The sequence below is a fragment of the Streptomyces sp. NPDC056296 genome, assembly GCF_042268605.1.
Classification (GTDB): domain Bacteria; phylum Actinomycetota; class Actinomycetes; order Streptomycetales; family Streptomycetaceae; genus Streptomyces.
Window position 1 is genome coordinate 301,784 of record NZ_JBHJRX010000001.1, and the last position, 17,654, is coordinate 319,437.

20 protein-coding genes are annotated in these 17,654 nt (G+C 70.1%); 5 read left to right on the forward strand and 15 right to left on the reverse strand.

Annotated features, from left to right (window positions below):
- Positions 1–30: 30 nt before the first annotated feature.
- Both ACFCZF_RS01480 and ACFCZF_RS01485 read right to left on the reverse strand, forming a co-directional pair.
- Positions 31–780 (reverse strand): prepilin peptidase, encoded by a 750-nt coding sequence (locus ACFCZF_RS01480; RefSeq protein ID WP_376669903.1) that lies wholly within the window; start codon positions 778–780, stop codon positions 31–33.
- Positions 781–793: 13 nt separating this feature from the next.
- Positions 794–3,805: a BTAD domain-containing putative transcriptional regulator gene (locus ACFCZF_RS01485; RefSeq protein ID WP_376669904.1), complete on the reverse strand. Its 3,012-nt coding sequence runs from the start codon at positions 3,803–3,805 to the stop codon at positions 794–796.
- A 314-nt stretch (positions 3,806–4,119) separates the two neighbouring features.
- Between ACFCZF_RS01485 and ACFCZF_RS01490 the strand changes: the two genes are divergently transcribed.
- Together ACFCZF_RS01490 and ACFCZF_RS01495 are read left to right on the forward strand one after the other, a co-directional pair.
- Positions 4,120–4,782 (forward strand): hypothetical protein, encoded by a 663-nt coding sequence (locus ACFCZF_RS01490; protein WP_376669905.1) that lies wholly within the window; start codon positions 4,120–4,122, stop codon positions 4,780–4,782.
- The gene (locus tag ACFCZF_RS01495) at positions 4,779–5,864 is read left to right on the forward strand and encodes a hypothetical protein (protein ID WP_376669906.1); all 1,086 of its coding nucleotides are present in this window, start codon (positions 4,779–4,781) and stop codon (positions 5,862–5,864) included. Before ACFCZF_RS01490 ends, ACFCZF_RS01495 begins: the two co-directional genes overlap by 4 nt.
- A 60-nt stretch (positions 5,865–5,924) precedes the next feature.
- Here ACFCZF_RS01495 and ACFCZF_RS01500 read toward each other — a convergent pair whose 3' ends face one another.
- Positions 5,925–6,827, reverse strand: a complete 903-nt coding sequence (locus ACFCZF_RS01500; protein ID WP_376669907.1) for a hypothetical protein — start codon at positions 6,825–6,827, stop codon at positions 5,925–5,927.
- Positions 6,828–6,860: 33 nt separating this feature from the next.
- Positions 6,861–7,286, reverse strand: a complete 426-nt coding sequence (locus ACFCZF_RS01505; RefSeq protein ID WP_376669908.1) for an ATP-binding protein — start codon at positions 7,284–7,286, stop codon at positions 6,861–6,863.
- A gap of 216 nt (positions 7,287–7,502) precedes the next feature.
- On the opposite strand from ACFCZF_RS01505, the gene ACFCZF_RS01510 reads away from it, so the two are divergent.
- The 3 genes from ACFCZF_RS01510 to ACFCZF_RS01520 are packed head-to-tail and all read left to right on the forward strand — an operon-like array spanning position 7,503 to position 8,956.
- Positions 7,503–8,354, forward strand: a complete 852-nt coding sequence (locus ACFCZF_RS01510) for a helix-turn-helix domain-containing protein (protein WP_376669909.1) — start codon at positions 7,503–7,505, stop codon at positions 8,352–8,354.
- Between the two features lie 8 nt (positions 8,355–8,362).
- Complete coding sequence (locus ACFCZF_RS01515) at positions 8,363–8,557, forward strand: DUF397 domain-containing protein (protein WP_376669910.1); 195 nt, start codon at positions 8,363–8,365, stop codon at positions 8,555–8,557.
- Between the two features lie 60 nt (positions 8,558–8,617).
- Positions 8,618–8,956 carry a hypothetical protein gene (locus ACFCZF_RS01520; RefSeq protein ID WP_376669911.1) on the forward strand — a complete coding sequence of 113 codons (339 nt, stop codon included), beginning with the start codon at positions 8,618–8,620 and terminating at the stop codon, positions 8,954–8,956.
- Positions 8,957–9,144: 188 nt separating this feature from the next.
- On the opposite strand, the gene ACFCZF_RS01525 is transcribed toward ACFCZF_RS01520, so the two are convergent.
- The 11 genes from ACFCZF_RS01525 to ACFCZF_RS01575 all read right to left on the reverse strand — a co-directional run bounded on the left by ACFCZF_RS01525 (position 9,145) and on the right by ACFCZF_RS01575 (position 17,575).
- Positions 9,145–10,194: a hypothetical protein gene (locus tag ACFCZF_RS01525; protein ID WP_376669912.1), complete on the reverse strand. Its 1,050-nt coding sequence runs from the start codon at positions 10,192–10,194 to the stop codon at positions 9,145–9,147.
- Positions 10,194–10,850, reverse strand: coding sequence for a hypothetical protein (locus tag ACFCZF_RS01530; RefSeq protein WP_376669913.1), 657 nt, complete (start codon positions 10,848–10,850; stop codon positions 10,194–10,196). Before ACFCZF_RS01530 ends, ACFCZF_RS01525 begins: the two co-directional genes overlap by 1 nt.
- A 59-nt stretch (positions 10,851–10,909) precedes the next feature.
- Positions 10,910–11,413 (reverse strand): TadE/TadG family type IV pilus assembly protein, encoded by a 504-nt coding sequence (locus ACFCZF_RS01535; protein ID WP_376669914.1) that lies wholly within the window; start codon positions 11,411–11,413, stop codon positions 10,910–10,912.
- The gene (locus ACFCZF_RS01540) at positions 11,410–11,844 is read right to left on the reverse strand and encodes a TadE/TadG family type IV pilus assembly protein (RefSeq protein WP_376669915.1); all 435 of its coding nucleotides are present in this window, start codon (positions 11,842–11,844) and stop codon (positions 11,410–11,412) included. Before ACFCZF_RS01540 ends, ACFCZF_RS01535 begins: the two co-directional genes overlap by 4 nt.
- The gene (locus tag ACFCZF_RS01545; protein WP_376669942.1) at positions 11,845–12,306 is read right to left on the reverse strand and encodes a TadE family protein; all 462 of its coding nucleotides are present in this window, start codon (positions 12,304–12,306) and stop codon (positions 11,845–11,847) included. It abuts the gene before it with no gap.
- Between the two features lie 41 nt (positions 12,307–12,347).
- Positions 12,348–12,599, reverse strand: coding sequence for a hypothetical protein (locus ACFCZF_RS01550; RefSeq protein WP_007443864.1), 252 nt, complete (start codon positions 12,597–12,599; stop codon positions 12,348–12,350).
- A gap of 87 nt (positions 12,600–12,686) precedes the next feature.
- Positions 12,687–13,607: a type II secretion system F family protein gene (locus ACFCZF_RS01555; protein WP_376669916.1), complete on the reverse strand. Its 921-nt coding sequence runs from the start codon at positions 13,605–13,607 to the stop codon at positions 12,687–12,689.
- Positions 13,604–14,605, reverse strand: coding sequence for a type II secretion system F family protein (locus ACFCZF_RS01560; RefSeq protein WP_375912784.1), 1,002 nt, complete (start codon positions 14,603–14,605; stop codon positions 13,604–13,606). Before ACFCZF_RS01560 ends, ACFCZF_RS01555 begins: the two co-directional genes overlap by 4 nt.
- A 76-nt stretch (positions 14,606–14,681) precedes the next feature.
- Positions 14,682–15,989 (reverse strand): CpaF family protein, encoded by a 1,308-nt coding sequence (locus ACFCZF_RS01565; RefSeq protein ID WP_375912764.1) that lies wholly within the window; start codon positions 15,987–15,989, stop codon positions 14,682–14,684.
- Positions 15,986–16,843, reverse strand: a complete 858-nt coding sequence (locus tag ACFCZF_RS01570; protein ID WP_376669917.1) for a hypothetical protein — start codon at positions 16,841–16,843, stop codon at positions 15,986–15,988. Before ACFCZF_RS01570 ends, ACFCZF_RS01565 begins: the two co-directional genes overlap by 4 nt.
- A gap of 18 nt (positions 16,844–16,861) precedes the next feature.
- Entirely contained in the window at positions 16,862–17,575 is a 714-nt protein-coding gene (locus ACFCZF_RS01575) for a hypothetical protein (protein ID WP_376669918.1), read from the reverse strand.
- Positions 17,576–17,654 lie beyond the last annotated feature (79 nt).

The window sequence follows — 17,654 nt, forward strand, 5'->3', positions numbered from 1 at the left end:
CCGGTGATCCGCAGGCATCCGCAGGCGTTCTCAGGCCGCGTAGGCGCCCGCGAGGACGCCGAGGAAGGCGCCCGCGATCAGGAACGGCCCGAACGGGATGGCCGTCTTGCGCCCGGCCCGCCGGGCGACGACGAGGGCGCCGCCGTAGAGCGCGCCGAGCAGGAACCCGGCGAACGTGCCGAGCATCACCGTCGGCCAGCCGTACCAGCCGAGGACCGCACCGGCCGTGAGGGCCAGCTTCACGTCGCCGAAGCCCATGCCGGACGGGTTGATGAGGAACAGCACGAAGTAGCCGGCGCCGAGGGCGAGGGCGCCCAGCAGGGCGGTGGTCCACTCCCCGGCGTGCTCGGGCACGAGGGCGGTGAGGCCGAGGAGGACGAGCGCGGTGCCGGCGAGGGGCAGGGTGAGGGGGTCGGGCAGCCGCCGTACCCGGAGGTCGACGACCGCGAGGAGCACGCCGGCCGGGGCGAGCAGCAGCCAGACCGCCAACTCGGGGCGGGTCCCGGTGGCGGCGGCGAGGGCGGCGCAGACGAGGGCGGTGACGGTGGCGGGCACGGCGATGCGAGGGCCGTAGAAGGCGTCCCCGGCCGCACACTGCCCGCACCGCGCCCGTCCGAGCCAGCCCCGGACGGGATGCGCGCCGCCCGGACACCGCTCGCGCCACGCCTCCCCCGAGGGGGCGGAGAACCGGTAGACGGCGCGGGGCAGCAGCGCGCCCGTCGCCGCGCCCCAGAGCGCGGCGACCAGGATGATCAGGACGACCAGGAGATCGATGTTCATCCGGCGGCGGCGCTCATCCGGCGGCGGCGACGCCGTCGCGCCAGGTCGGCAGCAGCTCGTCGAGCAGTGCCTCGGTGCGCGGCGGCAGTCCGCGCGCACCGCTGCGGCCGATGAGGTCGGCAGCGAGCGTGCGGAGCCGTCCGGTGTCCTCGGTGGCGTGCGTGGCGCGCAGCAGTTCGTGCCACAGGCGCTCGTCGGCGGGGGCGGTGCGCAGCGCCGCGTTCAGCGCCTCGATGGCCTTCTCCGCGCGGTTCCTCTCCAGGTGGAACTCGGAGAGCGCCAGTCCGGTGTCCGCGACGAGCAGCGGGAGCTGGGCGTCGATGATCTCGTGGGTGAGCCAGCGGTAGCGGCCCTCGGGCCGGTCGGCGAGCAGCGGCCCCCGCACCAGCACCAGCGCGTCGGTGAGCAGCCGTCCGCGCACCTGGCGGCTGTCGACGCCCCGGCCCTGCGTGGCCTCGTAGTAGAGGGAGCGCAGCACGTCGAGGTCGGAGACGACGGACTTGGCGAGGGTGAGTCGTCCGGTGGCGTCGGTGCCGAGCCTCGGCGTGCCGTCGGGGTCGGTGCCCAGCCAGACCCGCAGCCGCTCCAGCAGCGCGTCGCGCACGTCCTCCGTCACGCCGCGAGGCCACAGCGCCGAGGCCAGCACGCGCGGATGGACGCCCTCGCGGTGCAGCAGGAGCAGCGCGAGCGCCTCGTGGAGCTGGGCACTGCGGTCGCCGTCGGGCGCGTCCAGGCCGATGATCTCGTACGACCCGACGAGGCGGGCGTAGACCGCGGGCCGCCCCTGCTCGCTGATGTCGACGAGGAACGGCGGGGTGTTGGCCGGTCCGCCGGGTCCGCGTCCCGGGTCGGCGTCGCTGAACAGCTCGACGACGGCCCGCTGCTGCGCGGCCGGCAGCAACTGGGCCTCCAGCTCCAGCCCGAGCAGCGGCGCGAGCAGTCGGCCCTCGCCGGTGATCTCCATCTCCCAGGCGGCGCCGGGCAGCTCGGTGCCCTCGGTGCCGACGAGGTAGCCGATGCCGAGGCGACTGGCGTCGGCCGCGAGTTCCGCGAGCCGCAGGGCGTCCTCGTCGGACGGCTGGGCGGCGAGCAGGACGAGGTGCGGCGCCCAACGCGTGTGCTGGGCGGGCCCGGTACGGCCGGTGAGGACGGAGTCGTGACCGGCGGCACCCAGCGCGCCGCGCCGCTGCCGGGTCTCGGCGGACATGGTCTCGAAGAGGTCCTCGAACCCGTCGAGGTGGCGGATGCGGTTGGGCGCGAGGGGCGTGAGGTCGTCGCCGAACCCGACGAGTGTGATGGTCATACGGTCCGACCAGCCGTTGGTGGCCAGTTCGGCGGCGACCGACGCGAACACGGCGGCCCGGTCGGCCTCCGTACCGCTGAGCGAGACGAGGCCGGGCACGGCCTCCAGGTTGAGCAGCAGCCGGGAGTCGTCCATGGTGCCGAGGCTGACGAGACCCGGGTACGGCGCGGCCGTGTCGGCGTCCTCGTACCCCTCGGCGTCGGCGCGGGCCAGCATCCAGAAGGTCTGGTCCTGCCCGAGCTGCCAGGGCGTCGGCGGCTTGCCCGCGGGCTGGGCGAGCTGCAGATGCAGGTCGCCGTTGCTGCTCATCCACGCCGCGTACACGACGGGCAACGGCCGCGACTCGGCGGCGAGGGCGGCGGCCAGCCCGCGCAGCGACCGGTCCAGCAGGCGTACGCCCTCGGGGTCGGCGCCGACGAGCAGCGCGTCCTGCGCGTCCTGGGCGTCGCCGGTCGGCGTGGGCGGCTCCATGCCGCGCCGTCCGCCGACGTTGCCGAGCGCCGACTGCCACAGCGCCTGCCGGCGCCGGCGGCCGAGGGCGCCGAGGAGCCCGGCGGCGAGGAGAGGCGCGGCGAGGAGGGCCTCGGGCAGCCCGAAGGAGTGCCCGGCCTCCGCGGGGGTGGCGGCGTGCTCCTGGCCGGTGCTGGGGGCGGGGGCCGGGTTCGCGGGCGTCACGGGGGCGGGCGCGGGCACGGGCCGCTGCTCGGGCAGCGAGACCTGGGCGTCACCGCCACCCTGGGCACCGCCTCCGGAGCCGGCGCCGGCTCCGCCGCTCCCCTGTGCCTGGTCGCCGGTCTGCGCGTAGTCGCTGATTTGCTGCTGCACCTGCTCGGAGACGTTCGGCGCCTCGTCGGGCAACTCGACGAGCTCGCCGCCGCGGGCGTCGCCGGGCATCTCCATGATCCACCCGGGCCGGATGAGGGACGCCTCGGAGAGCTTGGACCCGTCCGGCTGCACGCGGTCCTTGTTGAGCTCGAAGATCTCCTTGTACCGGCGTCCGTCACCGAGGTGCCGGTCGGCGATCTCCCAGAGGGAGTCGTGGTGGCGTCCCTCGGGCGGCTGGATCCGGTAGTACTTCGTGTCGCCGTGCGCGGCGGAGCCGCTGTCGGCGCGGGCCGCGGCCTGCCCGGCCTGCTCGGCGAGGGCATTCGCCGTACTGGCGGCCTGCTCCTGCTGCTGGGCGAAGAGTCCCGGCGTCTGCTGGGCGGCGGCGACGGACGGCTTCTGGTTCCCCTCCATGCTCTGCCCGAGCTGCGACAGCCCCGGCGTGAGGCTCGCCGCGGTGGCACCGACGAGCAGCAGGGCGGCGACGAGCTGCCGGGCGAGCAGCTGACTGGGCCCGGACCCCGGCACCCGCCCCGGCACCCCGACGCCGGACAGCGCGGCCTTGACCTCGACGAGCACGCAGGCGGTGAACTGCGCCCACGCGAACCAGACGACGACGGTCAGGATGCTCAGGAAGGTCTGCACGGTGATCTCACGCTGCAGCCAGTCGAGGCCGGGCGCCCCGTTGGGCAACGGCCACCCTGCGGTCATGGCCAGCGCGAGGGGGACCCCGACGACCAGCACGAGCAGCACCACGAAGGCGAGGAACGCCTTGACGAAGTCCCCGAACGACCGCCGCCGCACCCGCACCGGTTGGGGCGTCCGGTTCCTCGGAGCCGGCGAACTTCCCGTCGAGCCCGTCGAGCTTGACGAGCTGGTGGTGCGGCGTCGAGGCATGGCGGGTTTCCCGGGTCGTGTGTCGTGTGTGGGTGTATGTGGACGTATGTGGAGGGCGGCTGGAGCGTCCGGTATGAGGGGTGTGCTGAGCCTACAGAGATCTTATGGACTCACACCGACACCGTCGAAGGCCCACCACGAGCCCCGACCGCAACACCGGTCCCCTTTACGCCCTTTGCCCCATGACGTCGACCACACGCCGGTCACCCCTTCACGTCCCCCACACAATCCCCAGAAACCGCCCAGGGCCCCTGCACCTCGCCCTGATAGCTTCGTTCCCTGTTGCACACGCCGTACCCCGGGGGGAACCAACCGTGGCCCGCAGCGCCCTCACGATCACCGCCGCCACCTTCACCGCGACAGCGGCCCTGCTGCTGACCGCCTGCGGCGGGGGCGGCGACGACTCGGCGCCGGACGACATCAAGGGGGCGGAGACGGGGGCGGGCAGTCCTTCGGCGTCCGCGTCGGCGCCGTCCGACCAGCCCGACCAGCCCGACCTGAGCCTGCCGACAGATCTGAAAGTCGACTTCGACGTCTCTGAGCCGTCCGAAGAGCGTCACACGGCGGCCCTCGGCAACGCGCAGAACTACATCCTGGCCCTGAATCACGGCATCACCGCCCAGGATCCGGAGGACCCGGCTTACCAGTTCTACGCACTCGGCAATGCCGCGAAGTACGCCAAGAAGCAGATCCAGGCCTGGGTGGACGACGAATGGACGGCCACCGGGACGGACAGCTACTACAAGGCCCGGACCGATGACGTCAGCGACTCCGGTGGCGTACTCGTCACGATGTGCCGGGACCAGAGCAAGTTCTTCGGCAAGAACGTCAAGACCAACAAGGTCAAGTACACCGAGGGCAGTCTCAACGACTACCAGGAGTTCCGACTCCTGATGAAGCCTCCGCAGGGGGCTCAGAAGATCTGGAAGGTCCTGCAGATCGAGGTGCAGGGACGCGTGAAGGATTGCCGGCGATGACCTCCAGGCCCTCTGCTCTGCGCTGGGCTGCCGCACTGACCGTCGCTGCCGTCCTGTGGCCCACGGGCACTGCGCACGCAGCGGGCCCCGAGGACAACACCACGGTGCCACCGGCCGACCAGCCCAGTGGCGACACCACCGGCGACGGAACGCTCTCGGCTTCGGTCTCCCACATCAAGGTCACGTATGTGAGCGGTGGTGACGGCGGCGGCAAGAAGGGCAACCTCGGTACGGTCGACCCCGACTGGAAGCCTCCGGCCTGTTGGTACGAGCCCATTTTCACGCCCGCGCAGCTCGAGAAGTTCGTGGAAACGGACAGTGGCGGTGACGTGGGCATCCACGAGTCCTGGTGGGGCAAGGAGCTGTGGACCGACCACTATCGGGACGGAAAACCGGCGGACAACTTCGACCTGGACTCGCCCACCAACAGCTCCGCCGAGGGCTACAAGGACTACAACCTCGGTAAGGACGGTTACTTTTGGCGCGGGGTCGCTCCCGACGACTCGGACCCGGATTCCTGGGACTGTGGCCGCATCATGTTCTGGGTCGATGCGGGCGAGGTACCGGACGATCCGAACAGCCCCACTCCTCAAACGCTCGCCGAGTACGCCTACGACAAGATCAAGGTCCCCGAGACCGAGGTCGAGCTGAAGCCCCAGGCCAAATCCACCGTCAACCTCCCCACCTGGGTCTGGCTGGACAAGGGCACCTTCAAGGAGGTCAAGGTCCGCGCCGAACTGCCCAACACGGGCCTGTGGGCGGAGACGACCGCGAAGCCCGTCGCCCTCCACCTGGAGCCCGGCACGGACGACGCGGAGACCTTCCCCGCCTCCGGCGACTGCGAGATCAACGCCGACGGCTCCATCGGCACGCCGTACACGAAGGGCAAGGCCGACGAGACCCCGCCCTGCGGCATCCGCTACCTCCGCGCGTCGAACGGGGAGCCGTACCCGCTGAAGGCGTCGGTCACCTGGGAGATCTCCTGGGAGGGCAACGGCGGAGCCGCGGGCGACCTGCCGGACGGCACCTTCGAGACGACGCAGGACATGGAAGTCCAGGAGATCCAGTCCATCAACCGCTGAACAGGTCCTCGGCCCGGTCCACCGTCATCGCCCGCCGAGCCCAGACGATCTCTCGTGGCATCAGTCCTGCCCCTCCGTGAACAGATCCTCCGCACGCATGACGTAGATAGCCCGCCGGGACCACATCTTGAGCTGCTTCAGATCGGAGCAGGAAAGCACCCGCTCCCGGACTGCATCGGACACCGGAATGTTTCGCCACTCCAAAATCTCCAGCGTGGTCTCGGAACGGTCCTCGGCCCGTCCTTCCTCACGACCCTCCTCGCGGCCTTCCTCACGGACCTTCTCGGCCACCGAGCTGTTGAAGAAGTAGCGGACCTCCGACATCAGTTCCCTCCAGATCTCCTTGGCCTGGGAATCACCCAGACACGATTCGATGAGCTGCCCGAACACCGCCGCACTCTCGGCGTCGACAGTCCGCAGAGCGAAAGCCAACGGCTCCAGTATGGCGGCGGCCTCGGCGCCCCGCCCATGCGTCATGGCCGACAGGACGGCAAGCGGGACGTCCCTCTCGGCCTCCCACTCATTCGCGATCACCGGCACGTTGTCCGGGCCGATCACCAGCGGCCGCACCGTCATCGAGTGCCAGCCGGGCAGGCCCCGCCGAATGGGCTGCGCGGCCCACCGCGCCGTCGCGCTGTTCTGCGTGATCACTACGAGCACCGGCTCCCAGCCGTACTTCGCGTACAAGTACGAGAGGTAGTACGGCCAGCTACCGCGATTGCCCTCGTCCCGCTTCCCCTGCGCCTCGATGACGAGGAGGTACGTGCCTTCGTCCGTGTCCACCCGCATCAGCGTGTCCACAAGCCGTTCGACGGGCTCGATCTCGGTGACATCGGTGTTCAGGACCGCGAAGTCACGCGGTTCCGGGAACGGAACACGCAGCACGCTCTGAAACGCCCGCGTGAGCAGCGCCGGGTCCTTCTGAAAAACCCAGTGCAGCGCCTCGTGCGAAGAGCTGACCATCAGCCCTCCTTCCTGTACGACGCGATCAACGCGCTACGCCGCGACAAGGTCACACCACACGTACTTGCCCCGGTTCCCGCCCCTGGCCAGCGGCTGCCATCCCCACACGTCCGCGCACGCCCGCACGAGCGCGAGCCCCCGCCCCTCCTCCGCATCGACGAGCGCCTCCGCCCGCCCCGGCGGCTCGGGAGGCTCCGGGTCGGCGTCCCACGCCCCGATCCGCAGCACGCCGGCCGCCCACCGCACCCGGAGCGCGGCGGGGCCCTTGGTGTGCCGTACGGCATTGGAGACCAACTCCGTCGCGAGCAGCTCGGCGGTGTCCACCAGGCGGATGAGGCCGTGCATGGTGAGGATCAGCCGGAGGGTGCGGCGGCAGACGGTGACGGCGCGCAGGTCGTTCGGGATGTAGAGGGTGTACTCCCAGGGGGCGGCCGGGTCGGTAGGCGGAATTTCGAGCATGGCTGAACTCCGTTCGAAGAAAGGGACGGTGACCGGTGCCATCGCCGCGCCGTCAGAGCATGACGAAGCGGTGCACTTCCGGCGCCACGTGATGCCGCACAGTGCGCGTCGCATCACTGAAGGTATTTCCTAGTTTTAGGAAACTGCAAGCGGCTGCCGTATTCTGACGCTCGAACGAGGTACTTGAGCCGAGTAGTTGAAACCAGGAGGCGTCGGTTGCCGCCGAAGAGGCATCTCACGGCCCGCAGGGTGCGGTTGGGCGCTGAGCTGCGCAAACTGCGCGAGGCGATGGGCATGAAGTCCAAGGAAGCCGCTGAACTGCTGGGAGCCGACTCGGTCCAGATGAGCCAGATCGAGTCCGGGGTCGCGGGTGTGAGCGCCCAACGGGTACGTCGCCTGGCCGCTCACTATGCCTGCACGGACGAAGGACTGATCGAGGCCCTCATGGTCATGGCGACCGACCGCACCCGTGGATGGTGGGAGGAGTACCGAGGCGTGCTGCCTCCGGTGTTCTCGGACACCGCCGAAGTCGAACACCATGCGACGGCTCTGCGCGAGATCGTGATCACGCACGTTCCTGGCCTGCTTCAGACCGCCGACTACGCCCGCGCGGTGTACACCTACATGATGCCGGGGCTGCCCGGAAGCGAACTGATCCCACGGGTGGAGCACCGGATGCGCCGACGCTCGGTGATTGAGGGTGACAACCCGACGCCGTACGAGACGATCATCCACGAGTTCGCCCTACGCGTCCGAGTGGCCGACCGTCAGGTGGCTCAGGCACAGCTCCGCCAGGTCTTGGAACGGATCGAAGCGGGTCACGCCACCGTACGCGTCATCCCCACCGCCCAGGACGGCTTCGCCGGTGCCGACGCCTCGATGATGCACGCCTGTGGGCCCGTGGCCCAGTTGGACACCGTGCTCCGGGACTTCCCCACCGGGACAGCCTTCATCGACGCAGAGCCTCAGCTGAAGCAGCTTCGAACACTGTTCCGTATGGTGGAGAAGGCGTCGCTGACCCCTGCGGCGTCACGAGACTTCATCCACCGCTTGGCGAAGGAACTTTGAGGCGCGTCATGACCGAGACCGTGAATTGGCGGAAGTCCTCGTACTCCGGTGGTGGCGACGGCAACACCTGCGTGGAGGTCGCGCCCTTGCGAACCCGCGTCGCGATACGCGACTCGAAGGACCCGTCCCTGGGCATGGTGACCGTCCCGGTCGGATCCTTCACCGCCCTGGTCCAGAGCCTCAAGACGACGAGCGCAAGCTGACAGGCATCGCCGAAGGACGCGCACGACTCCGGCATCCCAGAAGAGAGGAACTCCCGAGCCATGGCCAAGAGCGACCTCGCACTGCCGTTGACCGAGCTGGAGGACTACGGGCGTCGGCTGCGGTCGCTCAAGACGCGGCTGAACCACACCAAGAAGCTCTTCGAGTCGTACAAGGACGACATCGGCGACGGCAGCGTCAACGACGCTCTCGACGACTTCGAGTCCAACTGGGAGGACGGCCGCGAGGACATCACCCAGCAGCTCGACGCGCTCGGCGACATGTCGGACGCCGTCGTCCGCGAGTTCAAGAAGCTCGACGACGAACTCACCAAGCAGGTCAACGAGGCCGTGAAGACGGAGGACAAGCGGGGCGGGAAGGGCGGCGGTGGCGGCAAGTGAGGCCGCAGTGGGCACGTAGACCGGCATGTTGGATCCCGGCATGTTGGATGCCGGCATGTCGAATCCCGACAGACCGGCACTCGTGGGTGGCGGGTCGCTCTACACGGGCCATGCGTGAATCCGGCAGGAAGATCCCTAGTCACCAGCGGATCTCCGTCGGCCGGACCTGAACCGCCGCTCGGTGGGCCTCAGCGGTTCACCGACTGGATCTCCTGCACCGTCACGTCCTGCGTCGCGCCGAACGTGCCCTCCGGGAGGTCGCCGCCCTCGCCCGTGGTGCTGGTCCACGAGATCTTCCAGGTGACGGTCGCCTGCAACGGGTACGAGCCGTCGGAGCCGGAGGCGCGGAGGTAGGTGACGCCGCAGGGCGGGGTGTCGTTCGCCTTGCCCTTCGCGTACGGCTCACCGATGCTGCCGTCGGCGTTGATCTCGCAGTCGCCGGACGCGGGGTACGTCCGGGCGTCGCTCGTGCCCGGGTCGATGTGCAGGGAGACGGGTTCGGCGGTGGTGGTCGCGGAAAGGCCGGTGCCGGGGAGGCTGGCGGTGACCGAGATCTTCTTGAACTTGGCCTTGTCCAGCCAGATCCAGGTGGGGAGGTTCACCTTCGTGGCCTCGGCCGGCTTCATCTCGATCTCGGTGCCGGGGACCGGGAGTTCGTCGTAGGCGTATTCGGCGAGGATCTGGGGAGTGAGGGCGAGAGGCTCATCGGGGACATCGCCCTCGTCCACCCAGAACGGCTGCTCATTGCACGAGTTGGCCTCGGGATCGTCCTTGCGGTTGGGGTTCTTCACCGCCGCCCAGAACATTCCCTCGCCCTCTTTGTCGAGGTTGTAGTTCTCGTACGGGTCGCCATCCTTGTAGTACGCGTCCAGCGAGTCACCCACGAAATCCCCTACGCCGCCCAGGAACGGCACACCGTCGATGCTTCGCCACAGCTTTACGGTCTTCTCGATCTCCTTGGGCGAGAAGGCAGGCTCGTACCAGCAGGCCGGTGGCGTCCAGTTGCTGTTCTCCGGCGTGAGGGTTCCCGTGCCGGTCGGCTCCGAACTGCCGTTCACACTGGTCGTGACCTTGGTCTCCGCCCTGATGACACCGTCCTGGGCGGAACCGCTCCCGCTGCCCTCCGTCCCGCCGCCACCGTCGCGGCCGCCGCCGGCGAGCGCCACGGACGGTACCGCTGTCACGGCGAGGGCCAGGGCGGGGACGAGGAGCCTGCGAGTGGAGGTCGTAGGACGCATCACATGCACCTCTTCGCCGCCTCGGTCGACGACACGCTCGTGGTCTGCCACACGCCTTCGGAGTTCTTCTTCAGCCGGGTGTTGTAGAAGACGTAGTCACTGGGCGACGCCTTGACCGACCGGTCCACCTTGCCGGTCGCGCGGTCCTTCGGGTAGGTGCCGGTCGCGTCCATGCAGTAGGTGACCGACGCCGATCCGTCCTTCGCCAACGTGACCTCACGGTCGTAGTAGCGGGTCTTGCCCGTGAAGCTTCGACCGTTGTCGTAGAAGGACTTCACGTAGGTGACGGCCGACATGAGGGCGTCGTCCTTCGAGTAGAACTCCAGCGCCGGGTGCTCCTCCGCGTCCACGACGATCGCCTCGTCGATCGAGTTGACGCGCCTCTCGTTGTCGGCCAGTACGGCGTCCTTCTTCGCGTCGCCGGTCGAGCCGTCCTCGAAGACGTTCTCGATGTCCTTCGGAAGCTTGATCTCCGGCCTCTCGACGCTGTCCTCGCTCGCGGACGCAGACGGCGACGCGGACGCCGAAGCCCCCGTGTCCGCTCCCGCGATCTTGTCCTTGGCCGAGTCCTCGGTCTCGGAGCCGCCGCAGCCGGACAGCAGCAGCGCCACCGCTGTCGTCAGGGTGGCCGCGGCTGCCGTCGTACGTGTGCGCATGGAAGTCGTACCTCCGTTGTGGGGGGATCGGGAACGGCGAGAGGCCGGGTGGCGTCGGGTCAGCCCACCTCGTTCTCCGCCACCGCCTGACCGTGGACGACCACGTCGCCGCCGTAGAACATCCCCGTGAAGACCGGGGAGTAGGTGAGCCGGACCTCGACCTGCACCTGCTCGACGTCGGCCGTCACGCAGTGCGTCGCGGCGATGTCCGGGCCGGTCATGTCCATCTCCGCGGCGAAGGCCTTGACCCTCGCGTCGCAGTTCTCGTAGTTGATGGGCGCGGGGCCGCCCACGTCGTCGTAGAGGGCCTCGCGGTCGATGTCCTGGGCGGCGTAGCGGGCAGCCTGTTCGGCGATGTCCGCGGCGCGTTCGCGCTTGGAGATGGACATGCCGCCGTCGATGACGAAGGCGGAGAGGGCGAGGAAGACCAGGGCGAAGACGATGACCGCGCCGGCGCCCGAGCCGCGGTCGTCCAGCCGGGCGCGCCGGTCCGCGAGCCACTCGCGTGCGTCCGCGAGCCACTCGTGTGCGCCCACGAGCCACTCGCCTGCGAGGGATCTCACGCCGTCCTCCGGTACGGGTCCAGCGGGGAGCTGAAGCTCGCCGTGAGGGTGGTGGGGATGTCGAGGCCGATCGTCGCCAGGCCGCGTACCTCGCAGCTGACCTCGACCGTGAAGAGCGTGTCCGGTTCGAAGCCCGCGCTCTTCTGGACGACCGAGACCGGACCGGAGCAGACGTCCGCGAGGTTGGCCTCGGCCGCCTTCCTCGCCTCCGCGATCGCCGTGCCGTGGTCCTTCTGGATCGAGCCCGCGCGGGCCGCGTCCCGGGCCGCGCCGTCGAGGGCTCCGCGGCCGTCGACCAACTGGCCGAAGGCCACCAGGACCAGGATGAAGAGGATCATCACCGGGGCGAGGATCACCACCTCGATGGTGGACAGGCCCCGGTCGCCGGCCCCGGGCTGTCGCATGCGGGAAGTGATGCGGGAGACGTCCATCTAGTTCTCCCCCTCCTGCACGAACCGCTCCACCGGCCCCACCGACTGCGCGTGCACCGTCAGATCGAGCCCCGGGAACACCGTCGGGATGCGGGCCGTGATCTCCACGCCGACCGTGTCCTGCTCCGGCTGGAGCATGGTCACGTCCGGCGACACCACGAGCTGTGGGCCGAGCTGGCGGATGTAGCTGTCCACCACGTCCCGCGCCTCGCCCCGCCACGCGCCGGGCTGGTCGTGCGCCGTCGCGCGGGCCTTTCTCGCGCCCGCCTGGGCGGCGGCCTGGGCGACGTGGTCCGCGAAGAAGTACAACCCGAACTGCACCGTCGCGAAGATCATGAAGAACAGGATCGGCGTGAGGAACACGAACTCGATCGCGGTCATGCCGGAATCGCCGCGGGTGGCCGCCGCTTCACGCGCGGCCTCCACCCTGCGGCGCACCCGTCTGAGCACGTTTACCGGCATCCCCGTGTACCCCGTACGTCCGAGTTCGAGTTCGAGTCCGGTCAGCAGGTGCCGCTCGCGTCGGCGCCCTCGATGCACTCGCCGACCTTGGTGGCGCCCTTGTCCAGCGCCTGGCTGATGATGGCGGCCACCACGCCGACGATCGCGACGACGACCGCCGAGATGATGACCCACTCGACCGCGGACGCGCCGCGGTCCAGCTCGCCGGAGCGGGCGCGCTCGACGCGGCCCTGCAGGAAGGTGACCAGGAAGTCCACGGCCGGGATGCCGGTGCGGAAGTTCCGTCCGTTCATGGTGAGTTGTCCTCTCGTGTCAGTCATGGGAGCGAAGCGGCTCGGAGCTGCTGAAGCGAACCTGGGAAAGCTGCGTCGGAAGCTGCGTCACACCTGAAACACTCGCATCGCCGCCGGATAGATCAGGAACACCAGGAACCCGGCGCACAGCAGGAGCTGGGCCACGAGCATCGACTGGGACTTCTCGCCCGCGCTGCCCTCGATCTCGGCGAGTTCGCGGTGCCGCATGGTCTCGGCGCGGGAGGCGAGGGACTCGCGGACCTTGGCTCCGTCGTCCGCCACCAGGGCGAGCGAGGCGGAGAGGTCCTTGAGCTCCTCCACGCCGAGGTCCTCGCCGAGCTGGCCGAGTGCCTGCCACTGGCTGATGCCCGTGATGCGCGCGTCGGCCAGGGCGTTGCGGATGCGGTGGGTCGCCCAGCCGTCCGACACCTCCGCCGCCGCCATCAGGGCCTCGGGCAGGCCGCGTCCGCCGGCCAGGCTCATGGACACCAGGTCCAGGTACGCGCCGATCACGCGCCGCAGGTCACGGCGTTTGTCGGCCGCGTCCCGGCGTACCTCCAGGTCGGGGAGGAAGAAGAAGAGCGCCGCGCAGAGCAGGGCCAGCCAGACCGGGATGATCGGGCTGTCGCCGAAGCCCAGCTGCCAGACGATCGCGAACAGGAGCGGGCCGAAGAACAGTCCGCCGACGGCCAGCAGCGCCTTCGTCGCCAGGAACTTCTCCCAGCTGCGGTCCAGCACCGCCAGGTCCGCGCGCAGCGATCGCAGCTCCCAGCCCTGCTGCATGTACAACTCGGCGACGCGTGCGCCGACCTGGGCGCGCAGCGAGCCGAGGCGGCTGGTGTCCTTCGCCACGCGGGCCGACTCGTACGCCGTTCCACGCGCCCGCATCGCGTCGATCCGCGCGACCTGCTGGATGGAGCTGCGTCTGCTCGGCATCAGGGCGCGGACCAGGGCGTAGATGCCCAGGCCGATGACGGCGCCGACCAGGACCGGCATTGTCAGGTTCATCGTCGTACCCCCTCGTCCCCAGACGCCTGCGACGGCTGTGACGGTTGCGGCAGCCGCTGCACGGGCTGGCCCGGCTGACCCGGCTGGCCCGACTGACCCGGTGTGCGGGGGCGCACGAACTGGACGTCGGAGCCGTCGCGGACCAGGAAGCGGTCGGGCGTCTCGATGGTCGACAGCTTGCGCATCCACCAGAAGCCCAGCGCGAACAGACCGCACACGCAGGCCAGTACGAGCTGACCGACGGGCGAGCCGTACGGCTCGACGAAGTCCCGGTTGAAGATGGACAGGCCGAGGACGAAGAGAACCGACACCGCCACGACGATCTGGACGGAGCGGCGGGTCGAGGCGCGCTGCGCCATCACGCGATGGCGCATGTCGACCTCCTCGCGCGCCGACTTGGCGAGCGCGCCGAGGACCTGGCGCAGACCCGGGCCGCGCAGCCGCGCGTTGAGGATGAGCGCCGCGACGATGATGTCGGCGGACGCGTCGTCGATCTCGTCGGCGAGGTGCTGGAGCGCGTCGGGCAGCGGCGTGCGGGAGCGCAGCCGGTCGACCAGGGCGTCCAGGTGCGGGCGCAGGACCGGGGCGGCGGCGCGTGCCGAGGCCGGGATGGCCTGCTCCAGGCCGACCGCGCCCGCGATGGTGTCGCGCAGCGACTCCGTCCAGGAGGCGAGGGCCTCCACCCGCTTCATGGCGGCGCGTTCTTCGGCGGCGCCGCCGAAGAGGCGGTCCCAGAAGAAGACGAGGATGCCGGCCGCGATGCCCAGCACCGCCCAGCGGGTGAGGAGCAGGACGACGAGGCCGACGATGGCGGCCAGGGAGCCGCGCCGGCCCGCCCAGCGGATCAGCTCGTTCGCGCGCTCGCTGGCCTGGCGCTTCTCGTGCTCGGGCTTGGCGGGCAGTCCGCGTACGGCGACCAGGAGGAGGGCGAGTCCGCCACCGGCGGCGACGCCGCAGCCGAGCGCGTACAGGACCGTGGTGGAGAACAGGCCGCCCATGGATCCGAGGGAGTCCAGTGCCGCGAGCGTCGTACCTGAGGTGGTCGTGGGGGTCGTGGGTGTCGTCATGTCCGTCTCACCCCCACGTTCCGTTGGGCCGGTAGCCGTAGGCGATGAGTTCCTCCAGGCAGGCTATGGGGGCGTGCGGTACGACCCGGCCGTCGGGCGTTTCGGCGAAGACCTCGCTGGACAGCACGCGCCCGTCGACGCCGTTCACCTCGCGGACCGAGGTGACCACGCGCTGGAGGCGCCCGCCGCTCTGGAAGTTGTTGCGCCGTTGGACGAAGACGACGAAGTTGACGGCGCCGGCGACGAGCATCTGGCTGGCCTCGATGGGCAACCGCTCCGTGGCCTGGAGGGCGTACGTCGAGATGCGGTTGAAGACCTCGTGCGAGCTGTTGGCGTGGATCGTGGACAGTGAACCGTCGTTGCCCTGCGACATCGCGTTCAGCATGGTCACGATCTCGTCGCCGAGCACCTCACCGACGATGACGCGGGAGGGGTTCATACGGAGGGAGCGGCGGACGAGTTCCGCCATGCTGATCGTGCCCTGGCCCTCGGAGTTGGGCAGCCGTTCCTCGAAGGCGACGACGTTGGGGTGCAGGTCGGGGAAGGTGTCGAGGCCGAGCTCCAGCGCCCGTTCCACCGTGATCAGCCGCTCGTGCGGCGGGATCTCGTTGGCGAGGGCGCGCAGCAGCGTCGTCTTGCCGGCGTTCGTGGCGCCCGCGATCATGATGTTCTTGCGGGCGCGGACCGCGCAGGCCAGGAAATGGCCGAGCTCGGGGGCGAGGGTGCCGTTGCCGACCAGGTCGGAGATGAAGACCTTGCCGAGGCGGGAGCGGCGGATGGAGAGCGCGGGGCGCCGGGCGACGTCCATGACCGCCGACAGACGGGAACCGTCCGGCAGCCTGAGGTCCAGCTGCGGGTTGGCGGAGTCGAAGGGGCGGGACGACAGACCCGAGTAGGCGCCGAGGATCTGGATCAGCTCGATGAGCTCCTCGTCGGTCTCGGCGACCGGTTCGCCGCGTTCCTCGCGCCCGTCGGAGTAGCCGACGAAGACGTGGTCGCAGCCGTTGATGTCGATGTTCTCGACCTCGGGGTCGTCGAGGAGCGGCTGGAGCCGCCCGACGCCGAACAGCGCGGCGTGCACGGCGGCGGCGTACTGCTCCTCCGTCTCCGCGTCCAGCGGCGTGCGCCCGGCGTTGATCTCGGCGCGGGCGTACTCCTCCAGGATCTGCGCGATGACGGCGCGCGCGTACTGCCGTTCGTCCTCGGTGGACATCGGCGTGACGCCGCTGACCTGGTCCTGGCGGCGCTGCTCGGAGATACGGTCGCCGGCGTCCTGCCGGAACCGCTTGACCAACGAGTGGTCGACAGCGGTCATCGGCCGGCCCCCGCGTGGCCGGTCATGTCGGCGCCGGCGGGTCCGGTGGGCATGGACCAGGCGGCGCCGAACTGCTGGTACAGGTCCGAGGTGACCTTGCGGGCCGAGCGGATGAGCAGCGACTTCTCCAGCCGCCCGCGCTTGCGCCCGGCCAGCTGGTCGGCGCCGGCCGGATCGTCGGCGATGGTGCCGACCACGCGGGCGCCGGTCTGGGCGTGCACGAGCATGTCGTTGACCTGGCCGGAGAGCCTGGCGGCGTTGTTCGTGTCGGCGACGAGCACGACGCCGATCATCGGCATGCCGAGGCTCGCGGCACCGCGTGGGCCGCCGTGCAGCTTGGTCGAGAGGGCGGCGGCGCGGTCGCGGACGCGGGCGATGGCCTCCGGCTCGGTACGGGAGATGAGGAGCACGAGCGCGGCGTGCGGGAACAGTTCCGTGGCCGGGGTGTCCCCGCTGATGCGGCCGCAGTCGGCGATGACGTCGGCGGGCGCGTTCGGGGAGTCGGCGAGCGAGGCGAAGGCCCGGCCGAGGGTGGGCCACAGGCCCGCGAGACCGGCGGCCTGCTCGGAGATGCCGAGGCCGACGAGGACTTCGAGGCCGCCGCTGAGCGGCTGTACGTGGTCCCAGAGCTGGTCGGGCACGAGGCCGCGCCGCGCGGTGGCGGCGATCGACAGCATGCCGGTGTTGGGGTTGAGCGGACCGCCGTGCGCGGCGGCGGAGCGGTACACCAGATCGCCGCCCGCCGGGTCGGTCTCGGCGAGCAGGACGCGGCGCGGCCAGACCGCCGCGAGGGCGACGGCCGCGGTGGTGACGCCGGGGGAACCCTTGTCGGCGGCGAGGGCGATGAGGGCCATGGCTGCGGGGGTCGCCTTCTACTTGCCGGGGACGCGCACGAGAGCCACCTCGCCGGCGGAGGCCGCCGAGGTGAGAGCCGCCGCGTCAGCCTCGTCGACGAGGAGGGTGACGGAGAGGCTGCCCGTGTTCACGGTGGCGTCGCCGTCCCTTTTGACGTTGTGCACCTGGGTGTTGGCGATGAGGGAGTCGCCGGAAGAGGACGAGGAGGAGTCCTTGTCGGACGAGTTTCCGGCGGAGCCGGAGCCGACCCGGTAGGCGGCGACGGCGTCACCGTTCTTGATGTCGTCGTAGTACTGGCCCTCCTTGAGGGCCAGCCCGACGTACGCCTTGCCCTGCTCCATGCCCGCCTTGCCGCCGAACATCTGCCCCACGACCACCGTGCCGGGGTAGAGAGTGGACTTGGCCTGGAGCTTCGTGAGGGACTGCCACTGCGACCACGGCACGAAGTCGGCGCCGGAGTCGTCGCTCACCATGACGGGCTTGATCTTGTCCTTGGTGATCGCGGAACCCGCCGGGACCTGATCGGTCAGCTGAATGACCTCCACCCGGTCCCCGACCCGCAGCACCAGCATCGTCGCGCCCAGCGCGCCCAGCAGGATCAGCAGCACCGCCAGCGCGGCCAGCGCCGGTTTGCGCTCGCGAGGAGGGCTGGGAAGCCGGTCACCGACCGACGGCTGAGCCGGAGCCGCGGAACGTCCCGCGCCCGCCCCCGTACGCTCCTGGATCTTCACGCAACCGCTCCCCGTACACCCAAGAAATTGTCTGCCACGTAATTGCCCTTGAGCTCGTATTGCTCAAGTGCGCAGAATC

What these genes read in the sequence shown, in the direction of transcription:
- ACFCZF_RS01480 (WP_376669903.1), bottom strand. Translation starts at nt 780, where the DNA reads ATGAACATCGATCTCCTGGTCGTCCTGATCATCCTGGTCGCCGCGCTC.
- ACFCZF_RS01485 (WP_376669904.1), bottom strand. Translation starts at nt 3,805, where the DNA reads ATGCCTCGACGCCGCACCACCAGCTCGTCAAGCTCGACGGGCTCGACG.
- ACFCZF_RS01495 (WP_376669906.1), top strand. Translation starts at nt 4,779, where the DNA reads ATGACCTCCAGGCCCTCTGCTCTGCGCTGGGCTGCCGCACTGACCGTC.
- ACFCZF_RS01500 (WP_376669907.1), bottom strand. Translation starts at nt 6,827, where the DNA reads ATGGTCAGCTCTTCGCACGAGGCGCTGCACTGGGTTTTTCAGAAGGAC.
- ACFCZF_RS01505 (WP_376669908.1), bottom strand. Translation starts at nt 7,286, where the DNA reads ATGCTCGAAATTCCGCCTACCGACCCGGCCGCCCCCTGGGAGTACACC.
- ACFCZF_RS01515 (WP_376669910.1), top strand. Translation starts at nt 8,363, where the DNA reads ATGACCGAGACCGTGAATTGGCGGAAGTCCTCGTACTCCGGTGGTGGC.
- ACFCZF_RS01520 (WP_376669911.1), top strand. Translation starts at nt 8,618, where the DNA reads ATGGCCAAGAGCGACCTCGCACTGCCGTTGACCGAGCTGGAGGACTAC.
- ACFCZF_RS01525 (WP_376669912.1), bottom strand. Translation starts at nt 10,194, where the DNA reads ATGCGTCCTACGACCTCCACTCGCAGGCTCCTCGTCCCCGCCCTGGCC.
- ACFCZF_RS01530 (WP_376669913.1), bottom strand. Translation starts at nt 10,850, where the DNA reads ATGCGCACACGTACGACGGCAGCCGCGGCCACCCTGACGACAGCGGTG.
- ACFCZF_RS01540 (WP_376669915.1), bottom strand. Translation starts at nt 11,844, where the DNA reads ATGGACGTCTCCCGCATCACTTCCCGCATGCGACAGCCCGGGGCCGGC.
- ACFCZF_RS01545 (WP_376669942.1), bottom strand. Translation starts at nt 12,306, where the DNA reads ATGCCGGTAAACGTGCTCAGACGGGTGCGCCGCAGGGTGGAGGCCGCG.
- ACFCZF_RS01550 (WP_007443864.1), bottom strand. Translation starts at nt 12,599, where the DNA reads ATGAACGGACGGAACTTCCGCACCGGCATCCCGGCCGTGGACTTCCTG.
- ACFCZF_RS01555 (WP_376669916.1), bottom strand. Translation starts at nt 13,607, where the DNA reads ATGAACCTGACAATGCCGGTCCTGGTCGGCGCCGTCATCGGCCTGGGC.
- ACFCZF_RS01560 (WP_375912784.1), bottom strand. Translation starts at nt 14,605, where the DNA reads ATGGGCGGCCTGTTCTCCACCACGGTCCTGTACGCGCTCGGCTGCGGC.
- ACFCZF_RS01565 (WP_375912764.1), bottom strand. Translation starts at nt 15,989, where the DNA reads ATGACCGCTGTCGACCACTCGTTGGTCAAGCGGTTCCGGCAGGACGCC.
- ACFCZF_RS01570 (WP_376669917.1), bottom strand. Translation starts at nt 16,843, where the DNA reads ATGGCCCTCATCGCCCTCGCCGCCGACAAGGGTTCCCCCGGCGTCACC.